The 13354-nt window shown below is 56.5% G+C and carries 19 protein-coding genes; 1 reads left to right on the top strand and 18 read right to left on the bottom strand.

Translation table 11 applies throughout. From position 1 onward, the window contains the following. Positions 1 to 1036: 1036 nt before the first annotated feature. From GXX57_00685 to GXX57_00600, 18 genes are all read right to left on the bottom strand, one after another. On the bottom strand, positions 1037 to 1921 hold the full coding sequence (locus tag GXX57_00685; protein ID HHV43170.1) for a polyprenyl synthetase family protein: 885 nt from the start codon (positions 1919 to 1921) through the stop codon (positions 1037 to 1039). Further along, on the bottom strand, positions 1918 to 2157 hold the full coding sequence (xseB, locus tag GXX57_00680) for an exodeoxyribonuclease VII small subunit (protein HHV43169.1): 240 nt from the start codon (positions 2155 to 2157) through the stop codon (positions 1918 to 1920). Before xseB ends, GXX57_00685 begins: the two co-directional genes overlap by 4 nt. A 33-nt stretch (positions 2158 to 2190) precedes the next feature. Further along, complete coding sequence (gene xseA, locus GXX57_00675) at positions 2191 to 3378, bottom strand: exodeoxyribonuclease VII large subunit (GenBank protein ID HHV43168.1); 1188 nt, start codon at positions 3376 to 3378, stop codon at positions 2191 to 2193. Between the two features lie 4 nt (positions 3379 to 3382). Further along, positions 3383 to 4309 (bottom strand): O-sialoglycoprotein endopeptidase, encoded by a 927-nt coding sequence (locus GXX57_00670; protein ID HHV43167.1) that lies wholly within the window; start codon positions 4307 to 4309, stop codon positions 3383 to 3385. 9 nt (positions 4310 to 4318) lie between these two features. Beyond that, positions 4319 to 4732 carry a transcription antitermination factor NusB gene (gene nusB / locus GXX57_00665; GenBank protein HHV43166.1) on the bottom strand — a complete coding sequence of 138 codons (414 nt, stop codon included), beginning with the start codon at positions 4730 to 4732 and terminating at the stop codon, positions 4319 to 4321. Between the two features lie 19 nt (positions 4733 to 4751). Then, a complete protein-coding gene (locus GXX57_00660; GenBank protein HHV43165.1) occupies positions 4752 to 4988 on the bottom strand; it encodes a DUF2273 domain-containing protein in 237 nt (78 codons plus the stop codon). A gap of 24 nt (positions 4989 to 5012) precedes the next feature. Then, positions 5013 to 5549, bottom strand: coding sequence for an alkaline shock response membrane anchor protein AmaP (amaP, locus tag GXX57_00655; GenBank protein HHV43164.1), 537 nt, complete (start codon positions 5547 to 5549; stop codon positions 5013 to 5015). Positions 5550 to 5572: 23 nt separating this feature from the next. Then, complete coding sequence (locus tag GXX57_00650; protein ID HHV43163.1) at positions 5573 to 5974, bottom strand: Asp23/Gls24 family envelope stress response protein; 402 nt, start codon at positions 5972 to 5974, stop codon at positions 5573 to 5575. 146 nt (positions 5975 to 6120) lie between these two features. After that, positions 6121 to 7479, bottom strand: a complete 1359-nt coding sequence (gene accC / locus GXX57_00645; protein ID HHV43162.1) for an acetyl-CoA carboxylase biotin carboxylase subunit — start codon at positions 7477 to 7479, stop codon at positions 6121 to 6123. Between the two features lie 22 nt (positions 7480 to 7501). Then, positions 7502 to 7942, bottom strand: coding sequence for an acetyl-CoA carboxylase biotin carboxyl carrier protein (accB, locus tag GXX57_00640; protein HHV43161.1), 441 nt, complete (start codon positions 7940 to 7942; stop codon positions 7502 to 7504). A 109-nt stretch (positions 7943 to 8051) separates the two neighbouring features. Then, positions 8052 to 8597: a SpoIIIAH-like family protein gene (locus tag GXX57_00635; GenBank protein ID HHV43160.1), complete on the bottom strand. Its 546-nt coding sequence runs from the start codon at positions 8595 to 8597 to the stop codon at positions 8052 to 8054. Further along, complete coding sequence (locus tag GXX57_00630) at positions 8598 to 9221, bottom strand: hypothetical protein (protein ID HHV43159.1); 624 nt, start codon at positions 9219 to 9221, stop codon at positions 8598 to 8600. It lies immediately after the preceding gene. Between the two features lie 4 nt (positions 9222 to 9225). Continuing rightward, positions 9226 to 9786: a hypothetical protein gene (locus GXX57_00625; protein HHV43158.1), complete on the bottom strand. Its 561-nt coding sequence runs from the start codon at positions 9784 to 9786 to the stop codon at positions 9226 to 9228. 13 nt (positions 9787 to 9799) lie between these two features. Beyond that, positions 9800 to 10957 carry a stage III sporulation protein AE gene (gene spoIIIAE, locus GXX57_00620; protein HHV43157.1) on the bottom strand — a complete coding sequence of 386 codons (1158 nt, stop codon included), beginning with the start codon at positions 10955 to 10957 and terminating at the stop codon, positions 9800 to 9802. Then, positions 10954 to 11352, bottom strand: coding sequence for a stage III sporulation protein AD (gene spoIIIAD / locus GXX57_00615; GenBank protein ID HHV43156.1), 399 nt, complete (start codon positions 11350 to 11352; stop codon positions 10954 to 10956). The genes spoIIIAE and spoIIIAD overlap by 4 nt, the downstream gene beginning before the upstream one ends. Next, on the bottom strand, positions 11346 to 11540 hold the full coding sequence (gene spoIIIAC / locus GXX57_00610) for a stage III sporulation protein AC (protein HHV43155.1): 195 nt from the start codon (positions 11538 to 11540) through the stop codon (positions 11346 to 11348). Before spoIIIAC ends, spoIIIAD begins: the two co-directional genes overlap by 7 nt. An 18-nt stretch (positions 11541 to 11558) precedes the next feature. Continuing rightward, positions 11559 to 12080 (bottom strand): stage III sporulation protein AB, encoded by a 522-nt coding sequence (locus GXX57_00605; GenBank protein ID HHV43154.1) that lies wholly within the window; start codon positions 12078 to 12080, stop codon positions 11559 to 11561. A 183-nt stretch (positions 12081 to 12263) separates the two neighbouring features. Continuing rightward, complete coding sequence (locus tag GXX57_00600) at positions 12264 to 12476, bottom strand: hypothetical protein (protein ID HHV43153.1); 213 nt, start codon at positions 12474 to 12476, stop codon at positions 12264 to 12266. A gap of 337 nt (positions 12477 to 12813) precedes the next feature. Between GXX57_00600 and GXX57_00595 the strand changes: the two genes are divergently transcribed. Further along, positions 12814 to 13354: hypothetical protein (locus GXX57_00595; protein ID HHV43152.1), on the top strand; the 541-nt coding region annotated here is incomplete at its 3' end.

Below are 13354 nucleotides of genomic sequence, written 5' to 3'. Positions count from 1 at the left end.
CACCTTCTTCGCTTTCTAGCCTCTTTTGCAGTATGCCTTTCAAACAGCAAAGGGCGATTTCCTTCGGCCGCAAGGAGATCGCCTTGATTCCTGTTATCCCAACCATACCACTCAAGGCAGGCTACGCTGCACCTAGCATCACGATACCGGCTGACACCACGTGCAGGTTCAGCCCAAGCCGTAGGCATTCCCTCCTAGGTTTGCCCACGCACTTGGGTCTCCGCGGAGACAGGGTCAAGCACTGCATGCCTTTGCAGGTTGCCCTATTTCCTTAACCCCCAGCAGCAGCTCCCAACTGGGCGTCGGCAGCCACCACCAAGGACTTCATCGATGTGCCCTTTAACGGATTTTTAGCCCCGTCTTCGAAAGCGCGGGTGCTGACTAGGATACTGCGCCACCCGTTTTCGTTCGTTTACATTATAGCATAAAACCAGAGGCTGGAAAAGACTCACGCCAAGGAAGGCCAAGCCCCCAAGATTCATTATCATAGCACAATCGCGCTGCACCAGCAATAGCCTCAGCCCTGATTCGTACCCAGTCTTCTGTTCGCATTTCCGAATCATATCGTCAGCAATTCACTGTTGACACGCGATCGTTGCAGACTGGAACTTTGAGTGGTTTCCCTGCCACTGGGACCTATTACCGCACGAAGGCCTACTGCGGCTGGCCCGGCAACCAGAAGACGTAAGGAAAAGGGATGACACCTGCGAGCTCAAATCACCCGACGTTTGCTTCGGGCATCTCTATCTAACCTTCTGAGAACACAAACAGACTTTCTGCCCCGCTTTAACCAGACTGACACAACTCCCAAAACCACCTGCGCGTCATTTCAGCGCGCACCTTTCGGTACGTCCAATCCTACCATTTTCCCCATGGACGAGCGCCTACGGCAACAGATCCTGTTCTGTCATCATGAAACCGAGTGGAGGTAGAGTTTCTTTCTCATCCAAAACGCGAAAACAGGTAGAGGCCAACTTGCCAACCCTTAACAGCATCCACAAAAAGATGCACATTAGGAACTCCGGAGTAAAGCGCCTCAATAGGTCCGTTCCAGGACGAAATCGGCGATTCGACCCAGCCATTCCCCACCAGAAAGCCCAGCCACACAGCGCTTCGCCGCGGCCACCTCCACCGTAGCTAGACGTTTCGCCTCCTCGAGGCCATAGACCGCCGGGTAGGTCTGCTTGCCCTGGGCCACGTCCTTGCCCTTGCTTTTGCCCATCACCAAAGGGTCCCCGATCTCATCCAAGATGTCGTCGGTAATCTGGAAGGCCAACCCCAAATGCTCGGCGTAATCCGTCAGCAAGCTAAGCTCCTCAGGACCCACCTCACCGATGATGGCGCCACAGCGCACCGCCCCCCGGATCATTGCCCCGGTCTTCCAGATATGGATCCGGCGGAGGATCTCCGGACTAGGTGCCTTTCCCTCCCACTGGAGGTCAAGCACTTGGCCAGCAATCATCCCGGCCCGTCCACTGGCTTGGGCCAGTTCCCCGATGACCTGTACCGTTAAATGGGAGGATACACCAACACTGGGCAGTCGGCTGAGAAGCTCGAAGGCATAGGTGAGCAAAGCATCTCCCGCTAGCACCGCCATTGCCTCGCCAAAGACCACATGGCTAGTAGGCTTTCCCCGACGCAGATCGTCGTCGTCCATGCAGGGCAAATCATCGTGGACCAGGGAATACGCGTGGACCAACTCAATGGCCACGGCTACCAGTTCCGCACCGGCAAGATTCTTCCCCCCGATGGACGCTGCCTCCAAGGCGAGGATCGCTCGTAACCGCTTGCCCCCGTCGACGGCGCTGTAGCGCATGGCACGGTGCAGCTCCTCGGGCTCGGTGGTCTCGCTCGGCAAAAGGCGCGCCACTAACCCATCCACATAGGCCGCCCGTTCTTTCAGATAGGTCTGAATCGTCACAGTGATGCCACTCCCTGCTCATCATTGGTAAACTCGGTCACCCGGATTCCCTCATCGTCCTTCAAGATTATCTCCACCCGCTTTTCCGCAACATCGAGGAGGCGTCGACAATGGCGAACCAAGGCGATCCCCTCTTCGAAAAGGGCCAGGGACTGATCCAGGGTCAGCTCGCCCGTCTCCAACTGCTCCACAATCTCCTCCAGTTTCTTGTATGCCTCTTCAAAAGTAAGCTCCATAGTACCTCTCCCCACCTGTATACTGTGTTTCCCTCAAGACAGGCGCCGGGCCTTCGTCCGGCCATCGCTAAACTGAATCCAAAATACCCCCTCGGCCGGCAACTCCGCCAGTTTTCGAATCACGCCCCCCGTCTCATCCTGACAGATGGCATAACCCCGGGCCAGGATCCCTAAGGGGCTGAGGCCCTCCAGCCGGGCGATGAGTTTTTCCAGCTGGTGGGTGCGGGTCATCGCCAGTCTCTGCTCTGCCACCTCCAGGCGACGATAAAGCTCGTCCAGCCGCTGGTATCGTTGGTCGAGCAGATCTTGGGGTAGCCTTAAAGCCCGCCTTTTCTCCAAGGCCTCCAGCTGCCGCCGGCGAAGCGCCAGCCCCTGGCCAAGACTCCCCTGCAGACGGGTGGCCAGATCCTGCACCCTGAGCTTCAACTGTCGGCTGTCGGGGACCACCATTTCCGCGGCTGCCGAAGGGGTGGGCGCCCGGTGATCAGCCACAAAGTCCGCGATTGTAAAGTCGGTCTCATGGCCCACCGCTGACACCACCGGTACACTGCACCGATAAATGGCCCGGGCCACCCGTTCATCGTTGAAGGCCCACAGTTCCTCCAGGGAGCCACCACCTCGCCCGACGATCACCACATCGGCAAGACCTTGGGCATCTAACAACTCCAGGGCCGCCACAATACTTTCTGGCGCCCCTTCCCCCTGGACCAAAGCCGGCGACAAGAGGATCCGCACCCCCGGATGCCGCCGGGTTATCACGCTAATAATGTCACGAATCGCCGCGCCCGTCGGCGAGGTCACCACCCCTACACACCGGGGCAGGAAGGGAAGAGGACGTTTCCTCGTGGGATCAAAGAGGCCTTCCTGGGCTAGTTTTGCCTTCAATTCTTCAAAGGCCCGTTGTAACGCCCCTTCGCCCGCTTCAATCATCTGGGCCACGTACAACTGGTAGGTACCCCGCTTCTCATAGACACCGATGCGGCCAAAGCAGACCACCCGCAGCCCATCCTGAGGGGTGAAGCCCAATTGGAAATTCTGTCGGGCAAACATAACACAGTTAATTACACTGTCCTCGTCCTTCAAGGAAAAATACATGTGCCCCGAGCTATGGTGCTTGAAGTTGGAGATCTCACCTTCCACGGCCAGCGCCCCCAGGCGGGGATCCTCTTCCAACAGGCCCTTGACCAGCCGGGTCAGTTCTCTTACCTGGAGTATCTGCACCACATTACCTCCCCAATCCAAAGAGTGCCGTGCCGACGGCATTGTCTGTGCTGTATCTTGGGTCGGCAAACCAAAGCTCCCAACCGGACAAATGCTCCCGCAGCCACGCCCGCACAAATTGATTAGCACTCACGCCGCCCACAAACAGCACCCGCTTGGGATACCGCTGGCGGACCGCATTGCGTAGCAAACGCTGAAGACTCTTGGCAATACAAACCTGTACCGCCATGGCCAAGTCCGGAGGTGCCACTTGACCCTGATGCAAGTAGCGCATCGCGGCGGCTTCGGGACCAGAAAAGCTTACCGTCAGCTCCTGTACCGCCACCGGCAACTCAAGACGACCCACTTGTCCTTCTTGGGCCAGTTTTTCCAGTGCGCTTCCCGCAGGGAAAGGCAGGCCCATGGCCACACCCACCCGGTCCACAAACTGACCCACATGCAAATCCGTCCCGCCCCCTAAGGGGGTGACATCAAAGGACCCGGCCTGGTCCCGCACAAAAAGCAGATCCGTCGTCCCACCGGACAAGTGCAGGGCGAGGAACTCCGACGCCTTTGGTCCTTGGGCCGACCACCGCCCGGCCCGTAGGTGATTGGCCTGATGGCTACAGGTCACCAAGGGAACACCTAAAGCCATGCTTAGACAACGGGCCATGGTGGTTCCAGCGGTGAAGACTGGCAGATAGGAATCGGGTAGCGCCCGGGGGCGATCCGTCACCGCCACCGCGGCAATATGATCCACCTGGGAGAAGACTTGTTCAAGGAGTTGGGGAAGGTTTTGAAGATGCAAAAACAGGGCATCGGACTGCCGAAGGCCCCGGGCACCCTGCTTTACCGGCAATACGGAGCGCAAGTCTAGGATCAGTTCTTCTGCGGCACTAACGAGGGCCACCGAGGTGGTATAGCAACTGGTATCAATACCGAGGGAATACACAGGATCACCCTAAGATTGGTCTTCCCGGAACCGGCGCACCACATTGCCCAAAAGACCGTTCACAAACCGGAAGGAATCCCGATCTCCATACTTTTTCGCCAGTTCCACCGCTTCGTTCACGGCCACACTAGCCGGAATGTCGTCCCTGTAGAGAATCTCATAAATGGCCGCCCGCAGAATATTCCGATCCACCGTGGGCATGCGCTCCACGGTCCAATCCACCGCATACTCGTTAATCAGCGCGTCGATCTCCTCCATCTTCTCGATGGTCCCGTACACAATTTCCCGTAGAAAGTTGAGACCGTTCTCCGTCAGCTCTAAATCATTAATGGCATAGTCAATAGCCGTATCAACTTCGGCACCTGCAAAATCCATCTGAAACAGCGCCCGTAACACGCCTTCCCGGGCCACACGCCTACTCATCCTCTTTCCCCCATCTGCGTCAGTTACTTCCGCCCCGCCGTTGCAGCAACCGCTGCAAGAAGTCGCCGAGCTCCTGGCCGGCATCAAGCCTCCGACCGATGAAGTAACCGAAAACGGTACAAATCAGCACCAACAAAGTCTTCCAAAAACCATACTTAAGAAGCAGAATACCGGCGATCAGGCCAAAAATAGCACCCAGTACCCTACCCTTGTGGGCAAGAAAAAATACCAATAGCTCCCGCATATAGCCTTGCATCCTTAGGCCCTCCATCCGCAGGCCCTAAGCCTCTGCCTGTTCCGTTCTGGCGATACGCCGTACTTCCACGTACACTCGGCCCACACTAATCCCCGTAGTCCTAAGCAGGTATTCGGCAATAGAGCTTTGTACCTCCTCCACCACGCTGGGAATGTTGAGATCCGGTTGTACCTCCAGGCCAATGGCTACCACCAATCCTTCGGGTGCGGCCTTTAAGGTAATGTCCAAATCCCGTACCCCCGACAACTGGCGGACCGCCTTGTAGATTAGGCGCTCCAAAGCCCGGAAGGAAATCCGCACAACACCTAGGCTCGCCTCCTGCTCAATAAACCGCTCTTCCGGCAGTCCCCGCAGGGCCAGCAAGAACAGGTAGACACCCAACAGTAACACAAGAAAACCGATAACTGCGGGTATCAGACTGTTGGTGAGCGCCCAACCGGAAATGAGTTCACCTAAAGCCAGGGCCGGGTTCCATCCCCCAGCCACAAAGAACAGCAAGAATCCCGAAATCGCAAACAACAATGCGCCCAGTAGGACCAGCACCCGATCAAGAATGGTCATCTTTGCTCCCCCTTCGGGATCATCTATTTTACCCTAGGCTCTTCCACCTTTTTTTCTTCTTGGGGAAATTGGATACCTTGTACGTGCACGTTGATCTCCACCACTTCCAGGCCGGTCATTCCCTCCACCGCCCGTTTCACGTTCTCCTGAATCTTCCAGGCGACTTCCTGAATGGGGACTCCATAGTGCATAACCACGTAAAGATCCACCGCGGCCTGTTCTTCACCCACTTCTACCTTGACACCCTTGGAGAGGTTCTTCCGCCCGATCATTTCCGCAAAACCGGCGCCCACACTGCCGCTCATGCCTGCCACACCTTCCACTTCCGTGGCGGCCAACCCAGCGATGATCCCTACTACTTCATTGGCGATCCTCAGTTCGCCCAAATCACTTCTTTCGTGTCTCGCTTCGGTCAACACGAACACCTCCTGGTCATGGTTCACCTACTGTGAAAATTCGTCGCACCACCGGTATTTCCTTCCCAACACCAGGCACGCCACCCCGGCTGACCGGTGATCCTTCGAAGCAGCGATCACTAGAATCTTAACACCTCAGGGGGAAATTGCAAGCTTCAGCTTTGCCCACTGGACCTTACTAGGTATTTTTCCACAAAATCCGTACTTAACTCCCCACGGACAAAGGAATCGTTCTCCAACACCCGCAGATGGAAGCCCAGATTGGTCTTGATCCCTTCAACGATGAACTCCTCCAAGGCTCCCTTGGCCCGATTGATGGCTTCCTCCCGGGTTCGCCCCCAAGCGATGAGCTTGCCAAACATTGAGTCGTAATAGGGCTGGACTTCCCAGCCGGAATAGGCGGCACTGTCGATCCGGATCCCCGGTCCCCCCGGTGGTAGATACTCCCTAATCAGTCCCGGACAGGGCCGAAAATCGTTCTCGGGATCCTCCGCGTTCAACCGACACTCAATAGCCACCCCGTTGAACTTGATATCCTCCTGTCGGTAAGACAGGGGTAGACCAGCAGCGATCTTGATCTGTTCTTTCACAATATCGATACCGGTGACCATCTCCGTCACCGGGTGTTCCACCTGGATGCGGGTGTTCATTTCCATGAAGTAGAAGTTCCCGTTACGATCGTAGAGAAACTCCATGGTCCCGGCGTTGGTATACCCCACGGCCTTGGCCCCTAGGATGGCCGCCTGACCCAGCTCCTCCCGCTTCCCTTCGTCCACCGCGGGGGAGGGAGATTCCTCGATGAGCTTCTGGTGCCGTCTTTGGATGGAACATTCCCGCTCCCCCAGGTGAATGGTCCGGCCGAATTGGTCCGCTAGAATCTGGACCTCAATGTGCCGCGGCCCTTCCACGAATTTTTCGATGTACACCTCACCGCTGCCGAAAGCCGCTTCCGCCTCGATCCGGGCCATCTGCAACATCCGTTTCACTTCTTCCCGGTTACGGGCGATGCGCATCCCCCGGCCACCGCCTCCTAGGGCCGCCTTGATCATCACCGGGTATCCGATGCTTTCCGCCACTTCGATGGCCTCTTTCTCATCGGCCACCGGTCCGCTGCTGCCGGGCACCACCGGCACACCGGCCTGGGCCATGATCTGTTTGGCCTTCGCCTTATCCCCCATCAGTTCCATACACTGCATCGATGGCCCGATAAAGGTCAATCCATGGTTCTGGCAGATCTCCACAAACTGTGGGTTCTCCGATAATGCCCCGTAACCAGGATGGATGGCCTCACAACCGGAAACCAAAGCCGCACTAATGATATTCGGTATGTGCAAATAGCTGCGGGCCATTGGTGCCGGCCCAATGCAATAGGCCTCATCGGCATAGTGAACGTGCAGTGAATCTCGATCCGCCTCCGAGTACACCGCGACGGTGGAAATCCCCAGTTCCCGACAGGCGCGAATCACCCGCAGGGCGATCTCGCCCCGATTGGCAATCAGAATCCGCTCAAACATCATCAGCCTCTCCTTACAGCTCTTAATTGGTCCTCACGACAAACAGGGGCTGACCATATTCCACAGGCTGGGCATCCTCCACTAGGATCTGCACCACTTGACCGGAGACTTCCGCCTCGATTTCATTCATCACCTTCATCGCCTCGATAATACAAATCGGTTGGCCTACGGTGAGCATGTCCCCCACGGAGACATAGGGTTCCGCATCGGGGGCCGGCGCACGGTAGAAGGTCCCCACCATCGGTGCGGTGATTACCACCTGGTTGGGATCCCTCACGGGAACCTCCTGCATCGGCGGTGGCGCAGGGACCTCTTCAACACTGGGCACCCGGGCCACCGGTGCTGCGGGGGCGGCCACGCCCTTTTTCAAAGACAACTTGAATCCTTCGGTTTCCAATTTCATCTCGGAGATGGTGGCTTCCTCAAAGATCTTAATTAGTTCCTTTACCTCGTCGAGATGCAATTTGCAACCCTCCTCGCCTACAACCTACGGTAGGAACAGTATACCACACCTGGCAAGAATTATGTTCTGCATCTAACACTGTTTCGCTATCCTTGCCAGGTATTCCTGCCTACTGTCCGTCCATAATCACGATGCTGGTCTTAGGAAGGTTGCTGATCCGGGCCACCAAGTCCCCCAACAACATGGCCTGCTCCCCGGTCAGGATCGTCCCCACCAGGACACTGGCTCCCTCCTCGGCAAGCAAGACCACCGCATCCTGAAAACCATTAAGAGCCAAGGTATTCTCCAGTTCAATCTCCAAGCTCCACCGTTCGGTGAGCTCCATCAGTTTTTTCTGGATCTCCTGCCGTTGGGCCGCAGAAAGGTGGGGATCCGCAAGGAGTTCTTGGAGAAATTCCCACTGGCGGGCCCGATTCCGCTCCCGCTCCAGCACATATTGGGCTTTGGGCATGGTCTGGGGGCTAGGGTCCACCGGGGTGTTCACCGTTGCCGCAACTTCCTCGGAAAGACCTGCGGTGGTGGGCAGGACCCGGTGGAAGACCTCCCAGCGACTGGGATCCTGGCCCAAGAGCCAAACCCCCACGGCCAAGAAACAAACACAGGCACACAGCAGAAAGATCCGGTTGAATTTGACGGTATAAAACATCACAGCCACCTACCTTTTAGGATATACTCCGATCTTGTGGGCACCGATATCCAAAGCGGTCTGCACCGCCTGGGTCAGCATCAAGGCCACCTGGGGATCTCCAGCCCCTTCGGCGACGATCACCACTCCCCTGATGGTGGGACGAAACTCCTCCAACAGGAGCGGTTCTTCCTTGCGGCTTTCGTCGTTGCGCAACTGCACTAAAGTGGTAGTCCTCCGCATCTCGTTAATCTCCCGGGTACCCCCACTTTGGTCCTGCTCCAAGGTGGTCCGCACATCTTCGGTGACATCCTGGGCGTAAACCGACCGGCCGCTGCTTTCCAGGGTGACAAAGACCTGCAGACTCCCCACCCCCTGGATCTGGCCCAGAACACTGGTCAAGCGTCGCTCCAGTTCCTCCAGGTAACCACCCCAGATCTGCCGATCGAGCCCACCGGCCATAGAGACGTTGATCTCCGGGGAAATGGGCGTAGTAGGCATCGGCTGGGGCGTGTGTCCGGTGGGACTGATGATCATAAGGACTAATCCAAACAAGGCCAAGGCCAGGATGTATTTGGCCAGCCGCAACCGGGAATGGGGCAAGTTGAAGGGTCTGCCCTCCCTCTTTCCCCCGAATAGACCTCGTCCTTCCATAACATTACACCCCTTCGTATATAATCTCGATCTGCTCCGGCAAAAGCCCGTAGGCATTATGGAGCACTTGATAGATCTGCTCCTGTAGCCCACCCCGGGCGGGCGGTCTTTCACCGACCCGAATCTCCACGGGGGCAATGGAATTCTTCGCCACCGCCCCATCTTTGACAGTGGTCACCCGGACTACACAGGACAGTTCTGGCTCTATGGTAAAGGTCACCTGGCAGGCCAGCACATCCCCCAGGCCTAGGATCAGACTGCTGGCCTGCTTTTCCATCTCCCGCTGCCAGTGCTGGAAAAGCACCCGCTGTCCCGCCTGGATGACCTGTTCCCCCCGGTCTTCGTAGGCTGCAGTAGGTAACGTCCCCCAGACACCACCCCATTGGGCAGACCAGCCCCCGGTCAAAAGGGTCAATAGGGGATTGAGGAGTGTAGCCAACACCACCAGCCCCATCACCGCCTTCACAATCCGGCGTACGTCCCCCGCCGGGAGCAACCACTCCAGACCCACCAGCAAAAGCACCAACACTGCCAAATTGGTCACCATACTCTTTAGATAAACCAAGCCCTCGCCCCCCTTACCGCACCAAAGCCGCTAGATTACCGGCGCTCACCATCACAGTGATCGTAAGGAAAAACATCAGGGCCACCACCGCTACGCCACCGAAGATGTAACAAAGACTGCTTTCCAGACATTGGATGATCTTCACCAGCCGCGGATCACTGAAGGGTTCAGCCAAGGCCGCCACCACCCGGTAAACCAGGATCAAGGCAAAGAGCTTCACCAAGGGAAAGGCCACCACCACCGCCACCGTGATCAGACCGAAGACCCCCACTGCGTTTTTCAGGAGCAACGCCCCTCCTACCACCGTGTCCATGGCGTTAGAGAAGAGATTGCCCACCACGGGCACGAAGGTAGTGCTAACAAACTTGGCCGTCCGTAGCCCTACCCCATCGGAGACCGGTGCCAGTTTTCCCTGAACCGCAGTGATCCCCAGGAATACTGCGGAAAGCAGGCCGAGCACTGCCATGCCCCCCTGCTTAAGCAAAGCCGCGAAACGATCCACCGTCAAATCCTTAGATAAATTGCCCATGATCCCCAGCACCGTAGCCATCGCCACCAGGGGAATGAACCAGTAGTCCACCGCAAAGGCGATCCAATTGATCGCCAGATAAAACACCGGGTGCAACACCGCCGCGGAGCCTACCCCACCCACCGCCACCAGCAGACTGGACATCACCGGAATCAGGGCCTGCATGAAGGAGACCATCCCGTCGATCGCGGAGGTACCGATAGCCACCGCGGCCTTGAAGCTTTCGATGGATATGTAGGCCATCACCAGGAAGCTCACCCCGAAGGACACGTCGATCACACCGGATTCTTTGGTGGCTTTCTGAAGGCTTTGCAGGAGGGCACAGAGGATCACCACCGCGATCAACCGGCCAAAGAGGCGAAGGTTGTACACGATCTCCCGAACCAGATACTGCAGCAGGCTTTCCGCAAGCCGCACCGGATCCCATTGGCCCAAACCTTCCCCCGCCAGGATCTCCCTGGGATGCAAGGAAGGAAGGAGTTTCTTGGCTTCATCGTCCAACTGGTCTGTGGCCTGGTAAAGCTCCTCAAGGCCCAACTCGTCGATCTGGGCCGCCAAAAGCTCCTCGTACTCAAAGGCCCCCGCGGGTACGCTGCACAGACACAGAAACAGGATGAGAAGAAAAACGTGTTTTCCCTTCATGGTATAATCCCCAGTATGGCATCGAGAATCCCGGCAATCACCGGCAAAGCCAGTATTAGAATCAAAACCTTTCCCGCCAGTTCGATCATCCCCGCGATACTCTCGGCACCGGCATCTTTGCTGATCTGGGCACCAATTCCCGTCAAGTAACCCATGGCAATGGCCCGCAGCACAATGCCAAGGTAAAAATCGTTGATGTGGGCGGTGCGGCTCAGTTCCCGAAAGAGCCCGATCACCTGCCCCAAGGGTTGTAACAAAGCCAGGAAAATGATCACCACCACCGCGATATTGGCGGTCGTGGCGTATTCTTTATACGTCTCCTTGAAAAAGAGCAGAAAGATCGTAGCCAGAATCCCCACCCCGATTACCCTTGCCAATTGGACCATGGTCACCACCAGAAGGCTTTCTCCACTTCGGAGAAGAGTTGGACGATCAAGGAAAGTAAGGATAACAGGACGATGATGACACCGGCAAGGCTTAGCATCTGGGCCTGCTCCTCGCGGCCGGCCTGGCGCAGGAAAATGTTCAGGATCGTAATCAAGATGCCAATCCCAGCGATGCGGTAGATCAAACTGACATCCACACCATTACCCCCTCTTTGTTAAAAAAACATGATGATCAACATCAAACCGATGCCTGCGCCGAGGAAATTCCACAGCCGAACATTCTTTTCTTGTTCTTCCTTAGCATCCTGACCATTCACCGCCAATTGGTCCTGCACCATCTTTAGATGCTTCACTTGGTCAGTGCTGTTGGAACCGCCCAAGACCTTACCGAGCCGCTGCAACACCGCCACGTCCGCCTCGGCCAGACACAGTTCCGGAAGGCTGGTTGTGATTCCCTCCTGCCAGGCTGCATCCACCGTCAGTCCACTACCTTGGGACAAAAGTTTAGCGGTAGTGCGAAAGATACCGCCCACCTCTTGCCCGATCCGGTCTGCCACACTGCTTAAGGCGGCGGGCAACGCCGTCTGGCGACAGGTGATCTCGGTCTGCAACAATTGCAAGGCATGCTGCAGCTCCTCCAGTTGCCTAGTTCGATCCTTGTACGTCTCGGCAATCAGGCGCCCGAGGGCAAAGCCGCTACCCAAAACCAGGAAAGCCCCGATGATCTTGATATACACCCGCACTCACCCCGTTATGTCGGACAAACTCAGGCTTGTATTACATAGATATTTACCACCGGGGTGGATTATGCACGGTTCTTCCGATGAGGGTGGAAGAGGGCGAAAAGAAACAAAAAGGACCGCCTACCCGCAGTATCCTACGGGAAGCGGTCCTTAGGGGAGGATGGCTAGGTATTAGACCTACTCCTTGGTCGCGCAGTTCATCAGCCAATAGGTCAAGGGACCCACTGCGGGAAAGATGAGGGCCCAAACAGTCCATACCACCACAGGCAAATCTAAGGCCAGCTTGGACCGACGCTTAGCATCTTCCCGGACACTCATGGCCGCGGTCACCTGCACAAAAACCACCACGGCCCAAAAGGTCAAAAACAAAAAGGTGATGATCGATGCCATTCTGTGTCCTCCTTGTCCGATCTAGTTATGGACTTGCTTGTCCTTAATCAATTAATCACCACAGGGAGATTCTAACACTGGGAGTCTAATCTTCGCCTACGGATAAAGTATTCCCTTCTGGGGCCTGGAAAGCCAGGCGCTGGTAACTAGACGGAGTCCTACCCAGGGGAAAGTCTTACGCAACTACATGGGGGTAGGCATCCTCCCACCGGGCCCCCGTTGGCCAACCTGGAGCTACTAGCGGCTACCACCCGCTGCCAGCAAGGAAAACCATTGCAGGAAGTGGAATATATAAAGGGTTGCACTATGGCATGCATCTTCAAGGAGGCTTGTTATTATGTACAAAGCTAGATGGCTGGTTGCCTTTTTCACCCTGGTTCTCCTTTGCACCACCAGGATCGCCGGCGCAGACCAAACCTTTACCTATGAAGTCTACCAAGGACACGTCGTCTTAGGCACAGAGACGGGACAGATCTCCTCTAAGGAGGGGCTAGGGGGGAGATCCCGGGTGGAATACCCCGCTTTGGGGGTGGCCATCGAACAAAAAATCGCGGTGGACCCTGTCACCCGAACGTTTGTAGATTACCAGGTGGAGATCTCCACTCCCCAGGGGACCCAGGCCTTGGAGCTTTCCCACAGGGACGGTGTCCTCCACTACGCAACCCAAGGGCTTACGGGACAAATCCCCCTGGCAGAACCGGTGCTCATCCTGGATAACAATATCTGGTGTCACTACCAGTTGCTCATCGATCGACTGGAACTGGAGACAGGCTTCGTCGACAGCTTCCGGTTCATCGTACCCACCATCTTCTTTCAGTACCCCCAGGGTTTCACCATGACTGTGGAGGTGCGGGAAAGGGAACTGGTGCAACTAGGTG

Source organism: Bacillota bacterium, from assembly GCA_012839765.1.
GTDB lineage: Bacteria > Bacillota > Limnochordia > DUMW01 > DUMW01 > DUMW01.
The sequence above is the reverse complement of the archived record's forward strand: the minus strand, read 5'-3'. Positions and strand labels throughout refer to the sequence as shown.

Excerpts from the sequence above, each read along its gene's own strand:
- xseB (HHV43169.1), bottom strand. The coding sequence starts at position 2,157 with ATGGAGCTTACTTTTGAAGAGGCATACAAGAAACTGGAGGAGATTGTG.
- nusB (HHV43166.1), bottom strand. The coding sequence starts at position 4,732 with ATGAGTAGGCGTGTGGCCCGGGAAGGCGTGTTACGGGCGCTGTTTCAG.
- GXX57_00660 (HHV43165.1), bottom strand. The coding sequence starts at position 4,988 with ATGCAAGGCTATATGCGGGAGCTATTGGTATTTTTTCTTGCCCACAAG.
- amaP (HHV43164.1), bottom strand. The coding sequence starts at position 5,549 with ATGACCATTCTTGATCGGGTGCTGGTCCTACTGGGCGCATTGTTGTTT.
- accC (HHV43162.1), bottom strand. The coding sequence starts at position 7,479 with ATGTTTGAGCGGATTCTGATTGCCAATCGGGGCGAGATCGCCCTGCGG.
- GXX57_00630 (HHV43159.1), bottom strand. The coding sequence starts at position 9,221 with ATGGAAGGACGAGGTCTATTCGGGGGAAAGAGGGAGGGCAGACCCTTC.
- spoIIIAE (HHV43157.1), bottom strand. The coding sequence starts at position 10,957 with ATGAAGGGAAAACACGTTTTTCTTCTCATCCTGTTTCTGTGTCTGTGC.
- GXX57_00600 (HHV43153.1), bottom strand. The coding sequence starts at position 12,476 with ATGGCATCGATCATCACCTTTTTGTTTTTGACCTTTTGGGCCGTGGTG.